Raw genomic sequence first — 22,564 nt, forward strand, 5'->3', positions numbered from 1 at the left:
AAATGATGCAACTAATTGACCAAGTTAAGAAAATAGAAACTTATATTTGTGAGTATTTTGAAGACTGGGATTTGGATGATCCCGTGGAAGAGGAACACCTAGATGATTATCAGAATATTTCTGGTGCTTCCGAGGAAGAGCTTCAAGCCTTTGAGGAAAGACTTGGTATTCGTCTACCTAGTGACTTCAAAGCGCTTTATAGCTACAAAAATGGGAGTAAATACTTCTCTATTTTACCTTGTGTGATTGACCAGAGAGAGCTGCCTTTTTCTCTCATGAGTTTGCAGGAAATGGAAAGTTGTAAAAAGTACTTTCAAAATAGAGATGCTTTATTAACAGAATTTCCCGACTATTTTTCTAGTCAAGATCTGGAAAATATGCGTGATAGTAGAATAAAGCCCTATCTTTTTAATAAAAAATGGATTCCTTTTGCTCAGTATTGTGACTCTTGTTATCTTATGCTGGATTTTGATCCAGACCGAGAGGGTCAGGAAGGGCAGATTATTTGCTACATCCATGATCCTGATGAAATTATCTATGTAGCAGAAAATCTTACGGAGTTGATTGAAGGGATAGTGGATGAGATCAAATGAACGGACAAATGTATCAGATAGCCTGTATCGTGGCAGCCGCTAGGAAGGCTTTAAAAAATGATAAAGAAATATGCTATAAGCCTGAAAAATATACAAATAAGTTGAGCTTTCAAATTTTGCCGTCAGAAAAGGGGGAAGTTATAGAACTATCTGTATCTGATTGGTTTGAAAACCTTAAGGAAAAAGGTTTGAAGGATTTACAATTATTTTGTCCTATTTCAGTTGAAGACAGAGGGATTTTAGGATTTTCCAATACAACACAGAGTGCAATTCTCTGTTTTTATAAAGATGGGAAGGCAAGTTATTTCCTATCAAATTGGAAATCTGCTTCCTCAGGCAGAGGCTGGGATGTCACCTACACCGAGTATGAATGGGAAAGGTCTTCTCAAGACATTCCTCACTATGAAAATAATCTGGAAGAATTTAAGGACGTATTGGCTCGTATAGAAGATCTAGCAATTAAAATTGAATGTGAGAACTTTGCAAAAGTCTTTCACTCTGCCAGAAACTTTTTGCTAGACCCAGAATCTGGTAAAGGACTGGCAGAACCTCAAATTCCACCGCAACATCTAAGCATATTTAGAGCTGCAAGTGCAGCGGATGTTTTTGGAGCAATGGGTTCCTGGAATGATGAACCTGGATGGCTGGCACAAGATAAGGGACTGGGTCAAGTATACGATGAACTTTCGGATCAGTTGCTAAGAAATATTCGATTAGCCATTCTATTTGCCATCAATGAATGGTGATTGTTTATACTCTTCAAAAATCAAATTCAAACCACGTCAGCTTCGCCTTGTCGTACTCGAGTACAGCCTTTGGCTAGCTTCCTAGTTTGCTCTTTGATTTTCATTGGGTATTAGGAGGAAGAAAATGGGGAAGCTAAAGTTAAGCCTATTAAAAAAATGGGAACTAGACAAGGACTATAATAGTGTTCTCAATTCTGTCATGTTACAGGATGGTAGAGCCTTTGTCTTGACCAGTGAGAAGGAAGATTTCAATCGCTACTGTCTGCTTGAAGTATCGCCTTTGGGTGTGAAGGAGATAGATGCTTGGGATTGTGACCATGTTTGGGAGGAAGAGCCTCTACTCTTTACAGATGGACAAAACATTGGCATCATCAAGGCTGGTAAGGAAATAGTCTATTATACTGGTGATTTTTCTCATCCAGAAATCATTGCCATAAAGGATTCGCAAAGTATACTTCCTAAAAAGGCACAAGAGAGATATTTTCAAATAGTATCAGATAGCGACCAGATACCCGTGTGTTTTGAAGATCAAGTTTATTCAAATCAGGCAAGAAACTTTGCCCTTTTAGAATTTGATAGAGAGAAAAAGCAGGCTAAGTGGACCACTTATTCGCATATTGATAAAAAAGATTTAAACCACCACGACAGGAGCACAGATGCTTGTCCTAAAATCGATAGTCTGAAATGGTGGCAGCAAGAGCTTTATGCCTTTAGCTCTGGAGAAAGCCAAACCTCCGTCAATAAATGGGGCATGGACTATTATGCCCTAGTTAAAATCTCTAGTGATGGTCGTATTATCGAAAAGTTATTAGAATCTGAACATTTAAAGGCTTTAGGTAAAAAAGCTGGTGTCAATGGACTCTTTACGGATTCGCCTTATCTTATCCTGAGCCCCCTATTTAAGAATGATGACTGGAAAGGCAAGCAAAAGCTATTTTCTCTGGCAACAAGAGAACTGTGCGAAATAGCCATGCCTAGAGGAATGAGTAAACATAAGGTTCAAAATATAACAGACAACTATTGTTTAACCTTTCTGTACGACAGAGGATTAAAAGAACTTGCCCTTTGTCAGATTGACTAGGCTGTGAGGCTGATTTTGAGAGCTTTTTTATTGATAGGTGCTGAAATTTCTTGATTAGTCTACAGTATCTATTTTGTGCTGTTTTTTGTGAAATTTGACCAAGTATTGCAAATAAACAGTTAAAATAGTATACTAGAACTAGCAATTATGAAAATGTTTGCACTTTTGTTGATGATGATTATTTAGGAGACAAGACATGGAATTAACAGCCATTTATCATAGACCAGAATCAGAGTATGCTTATCTTTATAAGGAAGGTCAGCTACATATTCGAATTAGAACCAAGAAAAATGATGTCCAGCAGGTCATTCTACACTATGGTGATCCCTTTATTTTTATTGAGGATAAGTATGAAGCTAAGAATGAAATGACCAAAGTAACCTCAGACGCCTTGTTTGATTATTGGCAGGTTACAGTATCGGTTGATTTTGCACGGATTCAGTATCTCTTTGAACTTCTTGATAAGGAAGGTCAGGGAGTCTTCTACGGAGATAAGGGTTGTGTAGAACATACTCAAGAAAACTTGGATGCTGAAGGAAATGGCTTTAAACTTCCTTACATTCACGAAATCGATGGTTGCCAAGTTCCAAGCTGGGTTTCAAATACCGTTTGGTACCAGATTTTTCCAGAACGCTTTGCTAATGGAAATCCTAATTTGACTCCTGATGGAGCTCGAGCGTGGGATGCAGAGATTTCTCCTGAAAGGGATGATTTTTTTGGTGGAGATTTGCAAGGGATTATTGACCATTTAGACTATCTTAAAGATTTGGGAATCACTGGACTTTATCTATGTCCGATTTTTGAAGCTACAACCAATCACAAGTACGATACGACGGATTATTTTGAAATTGACCGTCACTTTGGAGACAAGGAAATCTTTCGTAATCTAGTCGAGGAAGCCCATAAACGGGGCATCAAAATCATGTTAGATGCAGTGTTTAACCATATCGGAGATCAGTCAGCCCAATGGCAGGATGTTCTAAGGAATGGAGAAAATTCCCCTTATAAAGATTGGTTTCATATTCAAGAATTTCCAATTACTGAGGATAAGCTTAAGAAGGCCAGAGAATTACCTTATCATACCTTTGCCTTTGCTAGCTATATGCCTAAGTTAAATACAGCTAACCCTGAAGTCAAAGACTATCTTTTGAGGGTTGCAACCTACTGGATTGAAAATTTTGATATCGATGCTTGGCGTTTGGACGTTGCAAATGAAATTGACCACCAGTTCTGGAGAGATTTCAGAAAGGCAGTTCTTGCTAAAAAGCCTGATTTGTACATATTAGGTGAAATCTGGCATACCTCACAACCTTGGCTACAAGGAGACGAGTTCCATGCTGTTATGAACTATCCACTCTCTGAAAGTATCAAGAATTATTTCTTGCGTCAGCATAAAAAGACAGAGCAGTTTATTTCAGAAATCAACAGCCAGTCTATGTACTACAAGCAACAAATTGCTGAAGTTATGTTTAACCTTTTAGATTCTCATGATACAGAGCGTATCCTCACAACTTCAAAAGGAAATGTGCAGCATGTCAAGGCAGCCCTTGTCTTCCTCTACCTTCAAAAAGGGACCCCTTGTATCTATTACGGAACAGAGCTGGCACTTAAAGGGGGACCAGACCCTGACTGCCGTCGTGTCATGCCTTGGAACCGTGTTTCTGAGGACAATGATATGCTGAATTTCATAAAGCAATTAATCAAGGTCCGTAAGGAAGTGGCAAGCATGATCCAGCATGGTTCCTATAGCTTGCAAGAAGTGAAACCAGATGTTCTAGCATTAACGTGGAACTACGAAGGGAAAGAAGTTCAGGCTATCTTTAACCAGTCTCCTGAGAATTTTGTTTTAGAAAGAGACTCTGTTGATTTAGCGAGTCATTGCCAGCTTGAAGATGGACATCAAGTCATCTTACCAGATGGATTTGTGGTCTATATTTCTGAGTAAAAAAGGATTAAAATAATGGCACTCAAGGAAGTTTATGATTATTTTCGTCACTATGATAAGGAAACTTATCAAGTTGTCGCCTGCATGGGCAATGAACCATCGGAAGAAGATGTTCAGGATTTTGAAAATCAATACGGCATTCGTCTGCCAGAAGATTTCAGGGAATTCACCATGTCATCTCTGGGAGGTCTCTTTATGGAAGTCAGGGAAGAGCTATGGTCAAGAGCCAAGGCTTACGATGTAGCCCCTTTTTGGACCTTCTGCCGAGGTATCAAGGTCTTGGGGATCGCCAATGGCATCCCAGACTTCTTAGACATTCGAATAAAAACCAAGGAATTACATGATTTAGGGTTTGTTGACTATATTCCATTTCTGTCTATCATCGGGGATGGAGATGTGATTTTCTGCTTTGATAAGGACAATCACATAGTAGCTTTGGATTGGTATAATAGTGGCGAAACTGAAGAGCTTGAATGTGATTTTTCAGAGCTTTTGCTTCAGCAAATTGCCGAGCTTGAAGAACGTAAAAATGAGATGATCAAGCTTTTGGAAAAGAGGAAATCTAGTCAATAATCTAATAAGAAATATCAGTTTGATAGTCCGTAAAAGAGGTTGGGACAAAAGATCCCGACCTCACTTTTTATTAGCAATCAAACGTTGACGCGGTAGCTGATTGAACTTTCTGTTCGTCTTTTATACTCTTCGAAAATCTCTTCAAACCACGTCAGCGTCGCCTTGCCGTACTCAAGTACAGCCTGCGGCTAGCTTCCTAGTTTGCTCTTTGATTTTCATTGAGTATTAGACTCCAAAAATCTCCTAATCATCCTCGCGGGGCTGGGACTACGAAATCGAGACTTTGTCTATCGATTTCTGTCCCACTGCCTTTTTTAGTAAAATCATTCACTAAATGTACATTCAGATTTTCAAAGTTTTCTACTAATTATAGAAAAAAGAATCAAAAGTATGATTTTTATGCTGCCAGTATTGAAGTTTCTTATATTATTTTATAAAATAGAAGCAAAATACTACTGAAAAAGTAGAGCGCTTACATAAAATTGGAAGCGGTTACGAATATAAGGAGGATCTTATGGGAAAAGATCATTGGAATCGAAAAAGAGTGTACAGTATCCGAAAATTTACCGTTGGAACTTGCTCTGTAGTTATCGGCACTTGCTCAGTCTTATTTGGAGCAAGTGTAGCTGGTGCAAACCAAGTTTCAGCTGATGAAACTCCAATTGCAGTTGCTGCAGAAAAAGTAGAGGATGATTCTCATAAAGAGGAACTTGGTGAAACAAGAAGTCCAGAACAACCAGCATCAACTGAATCAGCTACAAGTGAAGTTGCTACACCAGCTCATAAAGTTGAAAAAAAACAGGATGATCAAACTGTACAGTCAGATTCTGACAAGAAAGAGGATTCCATCTTAGATAAGAAACCTCAAGCAATTACTCAAGATCAATCTGCTCAAACGGAAAAACCGGACCTAAAACCGGCTACCAGTGAGGAGGTAAATCAATTGGTTGAGGACCGTAAAGTAGAATTTAACCAAAACTGGCATTTTAAACTCAATGCTAATGCCAAAGACGCTATCAAACCAGATGCAGATGTATCAAGCTGGAAGAAATTAGACCTTCCTCATGACTGGAGTATTTACAATGACTTCGATCATGATTCTCCTGCCCAAAACGAAGGTGGACAACTCAATGGTGGTGATGCTTGGTATCGCAAGACCTTTAAACTAGATGAAAAAGACCTTAACAAGAATGTTCGCCTAGTCTTTGATGGAGTTTATATGGATTCGCAAGTCTATGTAAACGGTCAGCTAGTTGGTCACTATCCAAATGGTTACAACCAATTCTCTTATGACGTCACTGATTATCTCAATAAAGATGGTCGTGAGAATGTCGTAGCTGTACATGCGGTCAACAAACAACCAAGTAGCCGTTGGTACTCAGGAAGTGGTATTTACCGCGATGTTACCCTTCAAGTCACAGATAAGGTTCATGCTGAGAAAAACGGAACAACGATCTTAACACCAGACCTTGAAAAACAACAAAATGGTAAGGTTGATACTCATGTAACAAGTAAGATTGTCAATACAGATGACAAAGATCATGAAATTGTTGCTGAATACCAAATTATTGAACGAAATGGCCAGGCTGTAACGGACGTAGTTCGTACAGATAGCCAAGTCTTGAAAGCTCATCAATCAACTAGCTTGAATGCTATTTTGCAAGTTGAGAAACCAAAACTCTGGACAGTTCTTAACGATAAACCAGCTCTTTATGAATTAGTGACTCGTGTTTATCGTGACGGCCAATTGGTCGATGCTAAGAAGGACTTGTTTGGTTACCGTTACTATAACTGGACACCAAATGAAGGATTCTCTTTGAATGGTGAACGCATTAAATTCCATGGAGTTTCTCTTCACCACGACCACGGAGCTCTAGGGGCTGAAGAAAACTATAAGGCAGAATACCGTCGTCTGAAACAGATGAAGGATATGGGTGTGAACTCTATCCGTACAACTCACAACCCAGCTAGTGAACAGACCTTGCAGATCGCTGCAGAACTAGGTTTGTTGGTGCAAGAAGAAGCCTTTGATACTTGGTACGGTGGGAAGAAACAGTATGACTACGGACGTTTCTTTGACAAAGACGCCACTCACCCAGATGCTAAAAAAGGTGAAAAATGGTCTGATTTTGACCTACGTACAATGGTCGAAAGAGGCAAGAACAACCCTGCTATCTTCATGTGGTCTATCGGTAATGAAATCGGTGAAGCAGACGGTAAGGCTCGTTCTCTGGCGACTGTTAAACGCTTGGTGCAAGTGATCAAGGCTGTTGATAAAACACGCTATGTCACTATGGGAGCAGATAAGTTCCGTTTTGGTGATGGTAGTGGTGATCATGAAAAGATTGCAAATGAACTTGATGCGGTTGGATTTAACTATTCAGAAGACAACTACAAGAAGCTGCGTGCTAAGCATCCAAATTGGTTGATTTACGGTTCAGAAACTTCTTCAGCAACTCGTACTCGTGGTAGCTATTTCCGTCCAGAAAGTGAGCTAGTTCACAGTAACCAAGCATATCGTCATTATGAGCAATCAGACTACGGTAATGACCGTGTTGGTTGGGGTAAAACAGCCACTGCATCGTGGACTTTTGATCGTGACAATGCTGGTTATGCTGGTCAGTTTATCTGGACGGGTACCGACTATATCGGTGAGCCTACTCCATGGCACAACCAAAACAACACACCAGTTAAGAGTTCTTACTTCGGTATCGTAGATACAGCCGGTATTCCAAAGAATGACTACTACTTGTACCAAAGCCAATGGGTTTCTGCTCAGAAGAAACCAATGGTTCACCTCCTTCCTCACTGGAATTGGGAAGACTCTAGTCTAAAAGAGAACGTAGCGGATGCAGATGGTAAGATTCCTGTTCGTGCATTTTCAAATGCTGCCAGTGTGGAACTATTCTTGAATGGTGAGTCCTTAGGTAAGAAAACATTTAACAAGAAACAAACAAGTGATGGCCGTACTTACCAAGAAGGTGCCAATGCAAATGAACTTTACCTTGAGTGGAAGGTTGCTTATCAACCTGGAACCTTGGAAGCAGTAGCTCGTGATGGGGCTGGTAATGAAATTGCTCGTGATAAGGTTACGACTGCTGGAGAGCCTGCAGGTGTTCGCTTAGTCAAAGAAGAAAATGCTATCGCAGCAGACGGGAAAGACCTCACTTATATCTACTACGAAATCGTTGATAGCGCTGGTAATGTAGTTCCAACTGCCAATAACCTTGTTCGCTTCCAGTTGCATGGACAAGGTCAAATTGTCGGTGTGGATAACGGTGAACAAGCAAGCCGTGAACGTTATAAAGAGCAAGCTGACGGTTCATGGGTTCGTAAGGCCTTCAATGGTAAGGGTGTTGTCATTGTCAAATCAACTGAGCAAGCTGGTAAATTTACCTTGACTGCCCACTCTGATCTCTTGAAATCTGATCAAACTACTATCTTCACAGGTAAGAAAGACCAAGCTGAAAAAACTGTCTTGGGTACAGAAGTTGCTAAAGTTCGTACTGTTATCGGTCAAGCACCGAAAATGCCTAAGAAGGTTGCATTTATCTACAGTGATGGTAGCCGTACAAAACTTCCAGTAGAATGGTCAGCAGTTGATGTCAATGAACCAGGAATTGTGACTGTTAAGGGTGTGGCAGATGGACGAGACGTCGAAGCGCGTGTTGAAGTCTTGGCTCTCGAAGCAGAATTGCCTGTAGTCAAGAGAATCGCTCCAAATACAGACCTAAATTCAGTTGACAAATCTGTTTCCTACGTATTGTCAGATGGTACTGTAGCAAGCTATGATGTTGATAAGTGGGAAATTGCAGCTGAAGACCAAGCTAAACTAGCAATCCCAGGCTCTCGCATCCCAGCAAAAGGTATTTTAGAAGATGAAGAAATCGCTGCGACCTTGGTAGTTGCAGAAGGGGAAGCTGCTAATCCAGTAGTTCCAAGTGTAACTGTAGCAGATCAAGCGGTTGAAGGCCTTTCAACAGACCAACCTGTAAAATATCACAAGCTTGCTTATGGAGCAGCCTTGCCAGAGGTCAAAGCTACAGCTGAAAATGCTCAAGTGACAGTTATTCAAGCTAATGAAGCAAATGGTATGCGTGCAAGCATCCATGTTCAACCAAACGATGGTGGCCCACTACAAACCTATGCTATCCAATTCCTACAAGAAGCTCCACAAATTGAACGTTTGAGCCTAGAAGTTGAAAATGCAGCTACTTTGAAAGAAGACCAAACTGTCGGTATCAAGGTCTTGGCTCACTATCAAGACGGTACACAAGCAGTCTTGAAAGCTGATAAGGTCACCTTCTCCACTACAGGTGAAGGAGATGTAGCTGTTCGTAAAGGTATGCTTGAATTGCATAAACCTGGTCAAGTAACTCTGAAAGCTCAATTTGAAGGAGCAGAAGGTCAGATTGACTTGAACATTCAAGCAAATACTGAAAGCAAAGTTGTCCAAGCCATCCGTCCAGTCAGTGTCGTGACAGGTTTGAACCAAGAACCAAGTCTACCTGCTACAGTAACTGTAGAGTATGACAAAGGATTTCCAAAGGTTCACAAGGTGACTTGGCAAGCAGTTGCTAAGGAAGACCTTGCTAAATACCATAGTTTTGAAGTCCTAGGTAAAGTTGAAGGAATCGAGAAAGAAGCTCATGCTAAGGTATCTGTCGAAGGTATCATTGCTGTCGAAGAAGTGAGCGTAACTACTCCAGTTGCAGAAGCTCCTCAACTACCAGAGAGCGTTCGTACTTACCACTCAAATGGCCAAGTCTCTTCAGCTAAAGTAACTTGGGACGCTATTGAACCAAGCCAATACGCACAAGAAGGCAAGTTTACTGTGACAGGACATGTAGAAGGTACTCAACTACCAACTAAACTTCATGTTCGTGTATCTGCTCAGACAGAAACTGGTGCTAATATTTCTGACCAGTGGACTGGTTCAGAATTGCCACTTGCCTTTGCATCAGACTCAAATCCAAGTGACTCAGTAGCCAATGTCAATGACAAACTAATTTCATATAACAACCAACCAGCAAATCGCTGGACAAACTGGAACCGTACAAGTGAAGCATCCGTAGGAATTCTCTTTGGTGACTCTGGTATCATGTCTAAACGTTCAGTGGATAACCTCAATGTAGCCTTCCACGAAGACCACGGTGTTGGTGCACCTAAATCCTATGTCATCGAATACTATGTCGGTTCAGCAACTCCAACAGTTCCTAAGAATCCAAGCTTCGTAGCACGCGAAGACCATGTCTTTAATGACGATAAAAACTGGAAAGAAGTAACAAATCTCAAGGCTCCAGATCAAGTCAGAGCTGGAGAAATGACCCACTTTAGCTTTGATAAAGTCAACACTTACGCGGTTCGTATCCGCATGGTTAGACCAGATGGTAAATGGGGTACTTCTATTACAGAAATGCAAATCTTCTCTAAACAAGTAGCTGCAGCTAAGAATGCTCAAGCACAAATTCAAGTAGATGGAAAAGATTTGCCAAACTTTAACCCAGGCTTGACTGACTACTATCTAGAAGCAAGCCAAGGAAAAGCTCCAGCTGTTACAGCAAGTGTTACTGAAAATGGTATTGCAACAGTTGTACCAAGCGTGCGTGAAGGAGACCCAGTTCGTGTTGTTGTCAAGGCTGAAAACGGAGATATCCTAGGTGAATACCGTCTACACTTCACAAATGATAAAGATTTACTCGCAAGCAAACCTGTTGCTGTTGCCAAATCATCTCGCTTGGTTGCTAAAGGACAAACTCTTGAGTTACCAGCAAAAGTTCCTGTCTACTTCACAGGAAAATCTGACTATGAAGTCAAAGACTTGGCTGTTAACTGGGAAGCAGTTCCAGCAGAAAATCTAACAAAAGCAGGTGAATTTACAGTTCATGGTCGCGTTTTAGGTACTGATTTAACTGCTGAAGTGACTGTACGTGTGACAGACAAACTCGGTGAAAATCTTTCAGACAACCCAGACTTCGATGATAATAGTAACCGCTCATTTGCTTCTGCAACTAACGACATTGATCCAAACTCTCATGACCGTGTGGACTATGTCAACGATGGTTCAGATGATGAAACCCGTCGTTGGACTAACTGGTCTCCAACTCCGTCTGATAATCCAGAAGTTTCTGTTGGGGTTATCTTCAGAGAAAATGGTAAGATTGTTGAATGTACAGTAGCTGAAGGAAGCATTCGATTCTTTGCAGATGGTGGAACAGATGCACCTTCTAAACTCGTCTTAGAGCGCTATGTTGGCCCAGAATTTGATTCACCAGAATACTACTCTAACTACCAACCATACGATCCAGAACATCCATTCAACACTCCTTCTAACTGGGAGAAAGTTGAATACCGTGCGGATCAGGAGGTTCAAGCAGGAACTGATATCCATGTAACCTTCGCACCAGTCAAAGCTAAAGCTATGAGATGGCGCATGGACAGAAAAGCAGACAAGAAGGGTGTGGCTATCACTGAAATGGCCTTTATCGCACCAAGTGAAGCTCCTAAAGACAACACAACTTCTAAACTTCTTGTAGATGGTAGAGAGCTTGCTGACTTCGCTGAAGATCGTGTAGATTACAAAGTAACCTATAGTGGAACTCGTCCTAAAGTGACAGTAGAAGCAGGTGAAAGCGTAGCGGCAACAGTTGTTGATAGTGGTGACGACAAACTTCCAGTCTTGGTACGTCTCGTTTCAGAAAGTGGTAAACACGTCAAGGAATACCGTATCCAATTGACTAAAGAAAAGGTTGAAACTGCTAAGACAGAACCAGCTGTACACGAAGTTCCAGAGTTCACAGGTGGTGTGAATGGAGAAGAGGCAACAGTTCATGAAGTTCCAGAATTCACAGGCGGTGTCAATGGAGCAGAAGCTGCTGTTCATGAAGTACCTGAATATACTGAAGCTACGGTAGAAGCAGACAAGATTCCAGCACCAGTATTAGAAGTTCCAGAATTCACAGGTGGTGTCAATGGAGCAGAAGCAGCTATCCATGATGTACCAGAATTTACAGGTGATGTCAATGGAGCAGAAGCTGCTGTTCATGAAGTTCCAGAGTTCACTGGTCATGTAAATGGTTCAGAAGGAACTACCCATGAAGTTCCACACTTTGAAGGTGGCGTTCCTGGTGGAGAAGGGACTAGTCACCAAGTTCCAGAATTTACTGGAAGTGTGAATGGTTCAGCCCCAACTACAGGTGAAACTCCAGCATACAGAGATGAGCAGTCACAAGTAGCTCTTGCTATGTCACAAGACAAGACCTACCAAGCGCCTGCAAGTCGTCAAAATATCCTCCCTGAAACAGGTACTAAGGAAAATGCAACCCTTGCAACAGCAGGTGTTGTAGGAGCACTTCTTGGTATGTTTGCAATGGGAAAGAAAAAAGACGACGAATAAGATGATGTAAAAGCATCTAAGTCATAGAGATTGGACCAAGAGACTAATCTCGATCAAAAAAAGCGGACAAAACTAGTTTTCTGATAAACAGAATCTGGTCTTGTTCGCTTTTTTAAAAGGCTCTATGTCAACTGTAGTGAACAACAAGAAAGTATAATACTCTTCGAAAATCTCTTCAAACCGCGTCAACGCCGCCTTGGATTATATATGTGACTGACTTCATCAGTCTTATCTACAACCTCAAAGCAGTGCTTTGAGCAACCTGCGGCTAGTTTCCTAGTTTTCTCTTTGATTTTCATTGAGTATAAGACAGAGCTGGCTTCTTATTCATAAATTACCTTTCATTTGATAGTAGGTTCCCTTGAAGATGTTTAGTCTGCTAAATCAAGGCTAGTCTTAGCCTAAGCCATTTTGTCAAATGAAATCACATCTCATATTACCTCTAAGCTAGTTAAACAATTTTAGTTAAAGAAAGTATTATTAGCTAACTTCAATTTAGAACTTTCATATAACTTCTAAGTGTTATATATTATTAAAACCAATGGGGAACTGTTGCATAAAAATGAGAAAAACGATATAATGAAAGTGTTTTCAATGCTAATGATATAAATGCAATGAAAAATATGAAAAGTCAGTCAAAGTCGTGTTATTAGCTAGTTTGTTATGAATTGGTCTTTTCAATCCAGTGTATCTGTTGTGACAGTCACTAAAAGTTATCGGTATGATTGGAATACCTACTATAAGTCTAGTATGAATTACCACAGACGTATCTATATTAACATATGGTAGCGATATCGTTATGAAGTATAAAGTAGGTTCTGGCTGGAATTTCTATCGTTATGAGTTCATAAACTACTACAGCGGAGACTTTTAATCGTTAAAGAGTGAGAAAAAGGAGGGTTTGATATGTTAAGGCTTACTCATGTTACCTTAAAAACGCGACAAGTTATCTTACAAGATGTAGATTTCACCTTTAAAAAAGGCAGGATTTATGGAGTTCTTGCTATCAATGGATCTGGAAAGACGACCCTGTTCCGCGCCATTAGCAACTTAATTCCCATAAGTAGTGGAAATATTACAGTCCCTCCTTCTTTATTTTATTATGAAAGTGTTGAATGGCTGGATGGAAACTTAAGTGGGATGGACTACCTTCGTCTTATAAAAAACATCTGGAAGTCAGGTCTGAACTTGAGGGATGAAATCGCCTACTGGGAAATGTCTGATTATATCAGCCTTCCCATCCGCAAGTATTCCTTAGGGATGAAGCAACGCTTGGTGATTGCTATGTATTTCCTCAGTCAGGCGAAATGCTGGCTTATGGATGAGATTACAAATGGCTTAGATGAGTATTATCGACAGAAGTTTTTTGATAGGCTAGCACAAATCGATAGACAAGAACAGCTGGTTCTTTTAAGTTCCCACTATAAGGAAGAGTTGCTTGATGTCTGCGATAGAGTAGTAACCATTCATCAGGGGCAGATAGAAGAGGTTTAGTTTATGAAAGATGTTAGTCTATTTTTATTAAAAAAAGTTTTCAAAAGTCGCTTAAACTGGATTATCTTAGCTTTATTTGTATCTGGACTCGGTGTTACCTTTTATTTTAATAGTCAGACTGCAAACTCCGTCAGCTTGGAGAGAGAGTTGGAAACTAGTCTTGTAGACCGTGAGAGAGTCATCAATGGATATGAAGAGAAACTCTCCCAAATATCTGACACCAGCTCGGAGGAATACCAGTTTGCTAAAGAAAATTTAGACTTGCAAAAAAATCTTTTTACTCAAAAGAAAGAAATTCTGGATTTGTTAAAAGAAGGACGCTGGAAAGAAGCCTACTATTTGCAGTGGCAAGCTGAGGAAAAGAGTTATGAAATTGTATCGAAGCAACCGACTTCTAGCTCTGACTTTAAAATGGCGGTTGACCGCGAACGAAAGACTTACCAAGCCCTATATCCCTTGAACATAAAAGCCCACAATTTAGTTTATCCGACCCACGGGATTGATCAGATTGTCTGGATTTTAGAGCTTATCATCCCAAGCTTGTTTGTGGTTGCTATTATTTTTATGTTAACGCAACTGTTCGCAGAAAGATATCAAAATCATCTGGATACAGCTCAGTTATATCCTTTTTCAAAAGTGACATTTGCAATATCCTCTCTTGGAGTTGGAGTGGGTTATGTAACTGTGCTGTTTATCGGAATCAGCGGATTTTCTTTTCTAGTGGGAAGTCTGATAAGTGGTTTTGGACAGTTAGATTATCCATACCCGTTCTATAGCTTAACGAATCAAGAGGTAACTATCGGAACGATACAAGATGTGTTATTTCCTAGCTTGCTCTTAACTTTCTTGGCTTTTATCGTTATTGTGGAAGTCGTCTACTTGATTGCATACTTTTTTAAGCAAAAAATGCCTGTCCTCTTTATTTCCTTAATTGGGATAGTTGGCTTATTGTTTGGCATCCAAACCATTCAGCCTCTTCAGAGGATTGCACATCTGATTCCCTTTACTTACTTACGTTCAGTGGAGATTTTGTCTGGAAGATTACCTAAGCAGATTGATAATGTCAATCTAAATTGGGGCATGGGGGTGGTCTTACTGCCTTGCACGATAATTCTTTTGCTATTGGGAATTCTATTTATCGAAAGTTTGGGAAATTCACGAAAAAAGAGTATGTTAAATAGGTGTTAGTTTTCCTATTTCCACTTGATAACTACTTCATGCAATCAAGAATAAGAAGAACATCCGAATCATTGTTAGCTATGAAAAATGAGGGGAAACGAATCTCAGGAGACTCTCAAAATATGAGCCAAAAAAAGTCATCATTAGATGGCTTTTTTGCTATCAAAAGAGTTATAATAAAGGTGAAAATAGTAGGAGAAGAGGAGGAGATAGGATGGCTTATATTGAAATGAAAAATAGCTATAAGAGGTATCATACTGGTGATACAGAAATTGTAGCAAATCGCGATGTCAACTTCGAGATTGAAAAGGGAGAACTGGTCATTATCCTTGGTTCATCTGGAGCAGGAAAGTCAACAGTTTTGAATATTCTAGGTGGGATGGATACAAATGATGAAGGGCAAGTTTGGGTTGATGGGACTAACATTTCTAACTATACATCTCATCAGAGAACAAACTATCGGAGAGATGATGTTGGCTTTGTCTTTCAATTTTACAACCTGGTTTCTAACTTGACTGCTAAGGAAAATGTCGAGCTGGCATCAGAAATAGTCTCAGATGCCTTGGATCCAGAACAGGTTCTCAAGGATGTAGGATTAGGACACCGTCTTAATAATTTTCCAGCCCAGCTATCAGGTGGTGAGCAACAACGGGTCTCCATTGCCCGAGCAGTGGCTAAAAATCCTAAAATTCTCCTTTGTGATGAACCAACGGGAGCTTTGGACTACCAGACTGGTAAGCAGGTTCTAAAGATTCTTCAAGATATGTCACGCAAAAAAGGAACCACCGTTATCATCGTGACCCATAACGCTTCTCTAGCTCCTATAGCTGATCGGGTGATTCAGATGCATGATGCTGGTGTCAAGAGTGTTGTCCTCAATCCTCAACCACAGGATATTGATGATTTGGAGTACTGATATGAAAAGAAGGACATATTGGAAAGACCTGTTCCAATCTTTCACAGGTTCAAAGGGACGGTTTTTATCCATCCTAACTCTGATGATGTTGGGTTCTTTGGCCTTGATCGGTCTTAAGGTTGCTAGTCCCAATATGGAGCGAACAGCTTGGGATTATATACAAAAATCCAATCTGGCAGATATAACCGTCATAGCAGATTATGGTCTAGATCAGGCAGATCAGGAAGAATTGCAAACTCTATCAGGAGCAGAGGTTGAATTTGGTTATATGACAGATTTGACTCTAGCAAACAGTGAAAATGCCATACGGATATTTTCTAAGACAGACAAGATTTTGAAATTTGAGGTGACCCAAGGTCGCTTACCTGAAAAAGAAGATGAACTAGCTTTGGCAGACTTTTGGAAAGATCGCTATCAGATTGGTCAAGTCATTTATTTGAGTCAAAAAAAGGGCAGTAATTCTCAATTAAAGCGGGATAGTTATACCATTACAGGCTTTATCCACTCTCCAGATATTTTTTCAAAATCAGATATGGGGAGTTCAGCCAGTGGTAATGGGAATCTAGCAGCTTACGCTGTCGTAACTGAAGAAAATTTTAAGAGCTCTGTTTACACGATTGCCCGCCTGCGTTTTGCTAGCCTAACAGATGTCAATCCTTTCTCTAGTGATTACGAAAAGAAGCTAGAGGAAGAAGAGGAGACTTTAAAGGAACTAGTTGCTGATAATGGACAAGCGCGGCTAGAGAAAATGAAGAAGGATGCCCAAGAGTCCCTTGATGAAGGCAAGAAACAACTAGACGAGGCAGAGACCAACTTGACAGCTGGCAAGAAACGCCTGCAAGAAATTGAAACGCGTCTACAAGCTCAAGAAAATCAAGTAAGCCAACTACCAGAACCACAAAAAAGTCAAGCATCTAGTCAGTTAGGAGAAGCAAAAGAACAACTAAAGCAAGAAAAGGAAAAACTAAGTCAAGCTGAAAGCGACCTTGCTAACGAAAAGGTTAAATGGCAGACCAGTAAGGATGAAGTCAATGCTCTGACAGAGCCAAGCTATCATGTCTACAATCGAAAGAGTTCTCCTACTGGTCAAGGTTATCTCATGTATAGTAACTCGGCCATGAGTATTCGTGCCGTAGGGAATATCTTTCCAGTCGTTCTCTATGCCGTAGCAGCCATGGTTACCTTTACCACCATGACACGATTTGTAGACGAGGAAAGGACCAATGCAGGGATTTTCAAAGCTCTAGGCTACCATAGCAAGGATATCATTGCTAAGTTTGTGATTTATGGTCTGGTTGCTGGTACTCTTGGCACCCTTCTAGGAATTCTGATTGGTCACTACATCCTAGCACCTACTATTTCGCATATCATCACTGAGCGAATGATTGTTGGAGAGAGTCAGCAGCATTTCTACTGGACCTATAGTTGCTTGGCTTTGGGACTAAGCTTAGTAGCTAGTGTCCTACCTGCCTACCTTGTATCTCGCAGAGAATTGCATGAAGAAGCAGCGCAATTATTACTACCTAAGCCACCAGTCAAGGGCTCAAAGATTCTCTTGGAGCGGATAACCTTTATCTGGTCTCATTTGAGCTTTACCCAAAAGGTAACTGCCCGCAATATTTTCCGTTACAAACAACGCATGCTGATGACTATTTTTGGGGTTGCAGGTTCAGTAGCCCTCCTCTTTGCAGGGCTTGGTATTCAATCCTCTGTGGCAGGAGTTGCTGACAGACAGTTTAAGGATCTTCAACAATATCAGATGATTCTCTCTGTCAATTCTCGAGCTTCAGATTCTGATAAGGCAAAGCTAGAAGAAAAATTGCAGAGTGATGAAGTTGAAAACTATCGTTTAATCTCTTCCAAACAGGTTGAGGAAAAGTATGCTGGCAAGGCAGGTGTTCAAACCGTGACCATGATGGTAACGGATCAAGATGACCTGGCTCCCTTTGTCCTCTTGGAAAAAAATGGAGAAAAACTGAGCTTATCTAATGGAGTTGTCTTGACTGAAAAATTAGCCCAGTTGGCTGGAGTTTCTGTTGATGACAATTTTACCATCGATGGGAAAAACTTTAAAGTAGGTGCTATTACCGAGCACTATGTGGGCCATTTTGTCTATATGAATCAGGCAACCTATGAGGAGATATACGGTCAAGCACCCAAGATGAATACCTATTTGGTCCAACTCAAGGATAAAAGGGAAGTCAATACCGAAAGAGTCGCAGGAGAATTTATGGACCAGGTAGCTGTCAGTGGCCTCGTTCAAAACGCCTCCACCATTCAGCTCTTTGAAAGTTTTGCCAATTCTCTGAATCACACCATGGCGATTTTGGTGCTGGTATCGGTGCTACTAGCCATTGTGATTCTTTATAATTTGACCAATATCAATGTTGCTGAACGGATTAGGGAACTCTCAACCATCAAGGTTCTTGGTTTTCATAACAAAGAAGTGACCCTTTACATCTATCGGGAGACCATCATATTGTCACTAATTGGAATGATTGTAGGATTGGTCTCAGGCTTTTATCTCCATCAATTTCTCATTCAGATGATTGCACCTGGAACCTTCCGTTTTCAACCCAAGGTCGGCTGGGAAGTGTATCTCATCCCAATTCTAGCCGTCAGTGTCATTTTGACCATCCTAGGAGTTTTTGTCAATCATTATCTCCGAAAGGTGGATATGTTAGAAGCCCTCAAGTCTGTAGAATAGTTGATCGAGGACAAAAACAAATAAGAAAGCCCTTTGTGGCTTTTTTATTTTCATAAAAATGGTAAAATAGTAAGAGTAGAAATGGAGTTCTAGATATGAAACGAATTGATCAATTTGAAAATAAGAAAGTATTAGTCCTAGGATTGGCAAAATCTGGTGAATCTGCAGCTCGTCTTTTGGACAAGCTAGGTGCCATTGTGACAGTGAATGATGGCAAGCCTTTTGAGGAAAATCCAGCTGCGCAAAGTCTCTTGGAAGAGGGTATCAAGGTTGTCACTGGTGGCCATCCGTTGGAATTATTGGATGAAGATTTTGCACTTATGGTAAAAAATCCAGGAATCCCTTATAGCAATCCGATGATTGAAAAAGCTCTAGAAAAAGGCATTCCAGTCTTGACTGAGGTTGAATTAGCCTACCTGATCTCAGAAGCACCAATCGTCGGTATTACAGGTTCAAATGGTAAGACTACGACCACCACTATGATTGGAGAAGTTCTGACTGCGGCTGGGCAAAATGGACTTTTATCAGGGAACATCGGATATCCTGCTAGTCAAGTGGCTCAAACTGCGACAGATAAGGACACCCTTGTCATGGAGCTATCCTCTTTTCAACTAATGGGAATCCAGGAATTCCATCCTGAAATTGCTGTTATCACCAACCTTATGCCAACCCATATCGACTACCACGGTTCTTTTGAAGCTTATGTTGAAGCTAAGTGGAATATCCAAAGCAATATGACAGCAGCTGATTACCTAGTATTGAACTTCAACCAGGAATTAGCTAAAGAGCTTGCGACAAAGACAAATGCGACTGTAGTACCATTTTCAACACTTGAAAAGGTTGACGGAGCTTATCTTGAAGATGGTCAACTCTACTTCCGTGGTGAAAAAGTCATGGCAGCTGATGAAATCGGTGTTCCAGGTAGCCATAATGTAGAAAATGCTCTTGCAACCATTGCTGTTGCTAAACTGCGTGGTGTGGACAATGAAACCATCAATGAAACCTTGTCAGCTTTTGGTGGCGTTAAACACCGTCTCCAATTCGTAGACCAAATCAATGGCGTTAAATTCTACAATGATAGTAAGTCAACCAATATCTTGGCAACTCAAAAAGCCTTGTCTGGATTTGACAATAGCAAGGTTATCTTGATTGCTGGTGGTTTGGACCGTGGTAATGAGTTTGACGAATTGGTACCAGATATTACTGGACTTAAGAACATGGTCATTCTCGGTCAGTCTGCAGAACGTGTCAAACGTGCAGCCGATAAGGCAGGTGTGGCTTATGTGGATGCGACAGATATTGCGGATGCAACTCGCAAGGCTTATGAACTTGCGGAAGAAGGAGATGTGGTTCTCCTCAGTCCTGCTAATGCTAGCTGGGATATGTATGCTAACTTTGAAGTACGTGGAGATCTTTTCATCGACACTGTAGCGGAGTTAAAGGGATAATATGAAAAAAATAGTATTTACTGGTGGGGGAACGGTTGGACACGTTACCCTCAACCTTTTGTTAATGCCTAAGTTCATCGAAGATGGCTGGGAAGTCCACTATATTGGTGATAAGAACGGAATTGAGCATCATGAAATTCTCAAGTCAGGTTTAGATGTCACCTTCCATTCTATTGCTACAGGGAAATTACGTCGATATTTCTCATGGCAAAACATGGTTGACGTCTTTAAGGTTGCTTTTGGAATTATTCAATCGCTCTTTATCATGCTTCGCCTTCGTCCGCAAGCCCTCTTTTCTAAGGGAGGATTTGTATCTGTTCCTCCTGTTATTGCAGCGCGAGTATGCAGAGTGCCAGTCTTTATCCACGAGTCTGACCTCTCTATGGGCTTGGCCAATAAAATCGCTTATAAGTTTGCGACCAAGATGTACTCTACTTTTGAACAAGCGTCTGGTCTCACTAAGGTAGAGCATGTAGGAGCTGTGACTAAGGTTTCTGGCCCAATCATGGAAGAACCCGAAGAAATGGTGGACATCAGAACTTATTTTGATAGCAAACTACCAACTCTTCTCTTCGTCGGCGGTTCTGCTGGGGCGCGTGTCTTTAACCAATTAGTTACAGACCACCAGGAAGAGCTGACTAGTCGCTACAATATCATCAACCTGACAGGTGATGCTAGTTTAAATGAACTAAGTTCAAACCTCTATCGTGTTGACTATGTGACTGACCTCTATCAACCGCTCATGAATCTGGCTGATGTGGTCATTACTCGTGGTGGTGCCAATACTATTTTTGAGCTCCTTGCCATGGCTAAATTGCATGTCATTGTCCCTCTCGGACGTGAAGCTAGCCGTGGAGACCAGATTGAAAATGCAGCTTATTTCGTGAAAAAAGGCTATGCTGAAGAGTTGCAAGAAAGCGACTTGACCTTGTCTACTTTAGAAGAAAAAGTAAGCAAGCTTTTGACCCACAAAGAAGACTACCAGAGCACGATGAAGAATTCTCATGAATTAAAATCTGTGGCGGATTTTTATGCGCTACTAAAAAAAGATCTATCATAAGGAAAATCGATGTCAAAGGATAAGAAACAAGAGCCAACTCAAGACAAGGAATTGTCAGAGTGGCAAAAACGAAATCAAGAATATCTTCTAAAAAAGGCTGAAGAAGAGGCCAACCTAGCTAAAGAAGAAGGCAAGGGAGATTCAGGCAAAAAGGAAGTTTCAATAACTTCTGATGCAGAAACTAGCTTATCAGAGTGGCAGAAGAAAAACCGAGAGTATCTGCGCAAAAAGGCAGAAGAAACCAAAGAAGAGCAAGAGTCGGATATATCCGAAAATACAGAGGAAGCAACTGAAGTAGATCCTAATAGCGAAGAGCAGAAGGATCTTACAGCAGATGAGTCCTCGCCTGAACTTGAAGAGGAAGCAACTGAAGCAGAACAAGTGGAAGACGAGGACGAAATATCTGAAGAAACAAAAGTAGAAGAAAAGAGATCTAAGTCTAAGAAAAAGCTTGCTAAGCCTTCTATTCCAAGTGTTCATATCTGGCGTGCTGTTACGATTCTAATCCCAAGTTTGCTTGTCTTGATCTTTTCCATCTATCTTTTGACGCCATACTCAACTCTGAAAAACATAGAGGTTACTGGTACGGTAGAGACCAATGCAGACCAAATCAAAGAGGCTTCAGGGATTCGTGATAGTGACTATACCTTTGGTCTACTCCTCAATAAAGACAAACATGCTGAGATGATTAAGTCCAATCACTGGATTGAATCTGCGAGCATTCACTATCAATTCCCGACCAATTTTACCATCCAGGTCAAGGAATACGGGATTGTAGCCTATTATGTTTCTGGAGAGGATCATTATCCGATTCTTTCTAGTGGGACGGTGGAAACCAGTCCAGTTAGTCTAGTCAGTCTTCCTGAAACCTATATGTCTGTACTCTTTAATGATGAGCAGCAAGTCAAAACCTTGATTGAACAACTGGCTGAAGTCAGCCCAGAGATTAAGCAAGCTATCAAAACGATTGAATTGGCTCCAACTAGTGTAACCAGCGATCTTCTCAAGATTACCATGTATGATACCGATGAGATTTTGGTTCCCTTATCAGAATTAGGTAAAAAATTGCCTTACTATAGTAAGATTAAACCTCAATTAACAGTTCCAAGCGGTATTGATATGGAAGTTGGGATCTATAGTTATAGCTTGACGGATAAGGCTTTAGAAGAAGCAAGAATCAAAGCTAAAGAAGAGGAGAAGAAAAAGCAGGAGGAAGAAAAGAAAAAACAAGAGGAACAGGGTAATCAAAACCAAACAACTCAACAATCACAGAGTCGATAAACTTGAGAACATTCTATCGGCTTGATTGTGAGTCTTGGCTTTAAAGGCTAAATTCCCAAACTAACTTCCATCGCCAATAAAAGTGGAAGTTAGTCTGATAAAAATCGTAAAAACCAGTGGAAATCCGTGTCAGGGTAAGTTCCAC

Annotated in this window: 13 protein-coding genes and 4 pseudogenes; all 17 read left to right on the forward strand. The window is 40.7% G+C overall.

Translation table 11 applies throughout. The annotated features are described in order from the left end of the window. The first annotated feature begins 5 nt into the window (after nt 1–5). Nucleotides 6–593, forward strand: coding sequence for an SMI1/KNR4 family protein (locus E7C97_RS00730; RefSeq protein ID WP_316107659.1), 588 nt, complete (start codon nt 6–8; stop codon nt 591–593). After that, the gene (locus E7C97_RS00735; protein ID WP_316107635.1) at nt 590–1,339 is read left to right on the forward strand and encodes a hypothetical protein; all 750 of its coding nucleotides are present in this window, start codon (nt 590–592) and stop codon (nt 1,337–1,339) included. The genes E7C97_RS00730 and E7C97_RS00735 overlap by 4 nt, the downstream gene beginning before the upstream one ends. A 124-nt stretch (nt 1,340–1,463) precedes the next feature. Further along, nucleotides 1,464–2,420, forward strand: a complete 957-nt coding sequence (locus E7C97_RS00740) for a hypothetical protein (protein WP_316107636.1) — start codon at nt 1,464–1,466, stop codon at nt 2,418–2,420. 196 nt (nt 2,421–2,616) lie between these two features. Next, nucleotides 2,617–4,365: a glycoside hydrolase family 13 protein gene (locus E7C97_RS00745; protein WP_316107638.1), complete on the forward strand. Its 1,749-nt coding sequence runs from the start codon at nt 2,617–2,619 to the stop codon at nt 4,363–4,365. A gap of 15 nt (nt 4,366–4,380) precedes the next feature. Further along, complete coding sequence (locus tag E7C97_RS00750) at nt 4,381–4,938, forward strand: SMI1/KNR4 family protein (protein ID WP_316107640.1); 558 nt, start codon at nt 4,381–4,383, stop codon at nt 4,936–4,938. A 514-nt stretch (nt 4,939–5,452) separates the two neighbouring features. Continuing rightward, a pseudogene (locus tag E7C97_RS09610) lies at nt 5,453–5,620 on the forward strand (YSIRK-type signal peptide-containing protein); the annotation flags it as partial. 210 nt (nt 5,621–5,830) lie between these two features. Then, a pseudogene (locus E7C97_RS00755) lies at nt 5,831–12,023 on the forward strand (SIALI-17 repeat-containing surface protein); the annotation flags it as partial. Nucleotides 12,024–12,094: 71 nt separating this feature from the next. Further along, nucleotides 12,095–12,334: pseudogene (locus E7C97_RS09615) on the forward strand (LPXTG cell wall anchor domain-containing protein); the annotation flags it as partial. Nucleotides 12,335–12,997: 663 nt separating this feature from the next. Beyond that, a pseudogene (locus tag E7C97_RS00760) lies at nt 12,998–13,208 on the forward strand (hypothetical protein). Nucleotides 13,209–13,240: 32 nt separating this feature from the next. Then, nucleotides 13,241–13,828 carry an ABC transporter ATP-binding protein gene (locus E7C97_RS00765; RefSeq protein ID WP_316107641.1) on the forward strand — a complete coding sequence of 196 codons (588 nt, stop codon included), beginning with the start codon at nt 13,241–13,243 and terminating at the stop codon, nt 13,826–13,828. Nucleotides 13,829–13,831: 3 nt separating this feature from the next. After that, complete coding sequence (locus tag E7C97_RS00770; protein ID WP_316107644.1) at nt 13,832–15,016, forward strand: hypothetical protein; 1,185 nt, start codon at nt 13,832–13,834, stop codon at nt 15,014–15,016. Between the two features lie 29 nt (nt 15,017–15,045). Next, nucleotides 15,046–15,240, forward strand: a complete 195-nt coding sequence (locus tag E7C97_RS00775) for a hypothetical protein (protein ID WP_316107645.1) — start codon at nt 15,046–15,048, stop codon at nt 15,238–15,240. Beyond that, nucleotides 15,222–15,923: an ABC transporter ATP-binding protein gene (locus E7C97_RS00780; RefSeq protein WP_070459032.1), complete on the forward strand. Its 702-nt coding sequence runs from the start codon at nt 15,222–15,224 to the stop codon at nt 15,921–15,923. Before E7C97_RS00775 ends, E7C97_RS00780 begins: the two co-directional genes overlap by 19 nt. 1 nt (nt 15,924) lies before the next feature. Beyond that, the gene (locus tag E7C97_RS00785; RefSeq protein WP_316107648.1) at nt 15,925–18,630 is read left to right on the forward strand and encodes an FtsX-like permease family protein; all 2,706 of its coding nucleotides are present in this window, start codon (nt 15,925–15,927) and stop codon (nt 18,628–18,630) included. A 95-nt stretch (nt 18,631–18,725) separates the two neighbouring features. Next, the gene (gene murD, locus E7C97_RS00790) at nt 18,726–20,078 is read left to right on the forward strand and encodes a UDP-N-acetylmuramoyl-L-alanine--D-glutamate ligase (RefSeq protein ID WP_049503211.1); all 1,353 of its coding nucleotides are present in this window, start codon (nt 18,726–18,728) and stop codon (nt 20,076–20,078) included. Between the two features lies 1 nt (nt 20,079). Beyond that, complete coding sequence (locus E7C97_RS00795) at nt 20,080–21,138, forward strand: UDP-N-acetylglucosamine--N-acetylmuramyl-(pentapeptide) pyrophosphoryl-undecaprenol N-acetylglucosamine transferase (protein ID WP_316107651.1); 1,059 nt, start codon at nt 20,080–20,082, stop codon at nt 21,136–21,138. 9 nt (nt 21,139–21,147) lie between these two features. Beyond that, nucleotides 21,148–22,419: an FtsQ-type POTRA domain-containing protein gene (locus tag E7C97_RS00800; RefSeq protein ID WP_316107652.1), complete on the forward strand. Its 1,272-nt coding sequence runs from the start codon at nt 21,148–21,150 to the stop codon at nt 22,417–22,419. Nucleotides 22,420–22,564 lie beyond the last annotated feature (145 nt).

The organism is Streptococcus sp., from assembly GCF_032481935.1.
GTDB lineage: Bacteria > Bacillota > Bacilli > Lactobacillales > Streptococcaceae > Streptococcus.

Bases quoted from the DNA above. Each gene is read 5' to 3' on its own strand.
- E7C97_RS00730 (WP_316107659.1), top strand. From the start codon at position 6: ATGCAACTAATTGACCAAGTTAAGAAAATAGAAACTTATATTTGTGAG.
- E7C97_RS00735 (WP_316107635.1), top strand. From the start codon at position 590: ATGAACGGACAAATGTATCAGATAGCCTGTATCGTGGCAGCCGCTAGG.
- E7C97_RS00740 (WP_316107636.1), top strand. From the start codon at position 1,464: ATGGGGAAGCTAAAGTTAAGCCTATTAAAAAAATGGGAACTAGACAAG.
- E7C97_RS00745 (WP_316107638.1), top strand. From the start codon at position 2,617: ATGGAATTAACAGCCATTTATCATAGACCAGAATCAGAGTATGCTTAT.
- E7C97_RS00750 (WP_316107640.1), top strand. From the start codon at position 4,381: ATGGCACTCAAGGAAGTTTATGATTATTTTCGTCACTATGATAAGGAA.
- E7C97_RS00765 (WP_316107641.1), top strand. From the start codon at position 13,241: ATGTTAAGGCTTACTCATGTTACCTTAAAAACGCGACAAGTTATCTTA.
- E7C97_RS00770 (WP_316107644.1), top strand. From the start codon at position 13,832: ATGAAAGATGTTAGTCTATTTTTATTAAAAAAAGTTTTCAAAAGTCGC.
- E7C97_RS00775 (WP_316107645.1), top strand. From the start codon at position 15,046: ATGCAATCAAGAATAAGAAGAACATCCGAATCATTGTTAGCTATGAAA.
- E7C97_RS00780 (WP_070459032.1), top strand. From the start codon at position 15,222: ATGGCTTATATTGAAATGAAAAATAGCTATAAGAGGTATCATACTGGT.
- E7C97_RS00785 (WP_316107648.1), top strand. From the start codon at position 15,925: ATGAAAAGAAGGACATATTGGAAAGACCTGTTCCAATCTTTCACAGGT.
- murD (WP_049503211.1), top strand. From the start codon at position 18,726: ATGAAACGAATTGATCAATTTGAAAATAAGAAAGTATTAGTCCTAGGA.
- E7C97_RS00795 (WP_316107651.1), top strand. From the start codon at position 20,080: ATGAAAAAAATAGTATTTACTGGTGGGGGAACGGTTGGACACGTTACC.
- E7C97_RS00800 (WP_316107652.1), top strand. From the start codon at position 21,148: ATGTCAAAGGATAAGAAACAAGAGCCAACTCAAGACAAGGAATTGTCA.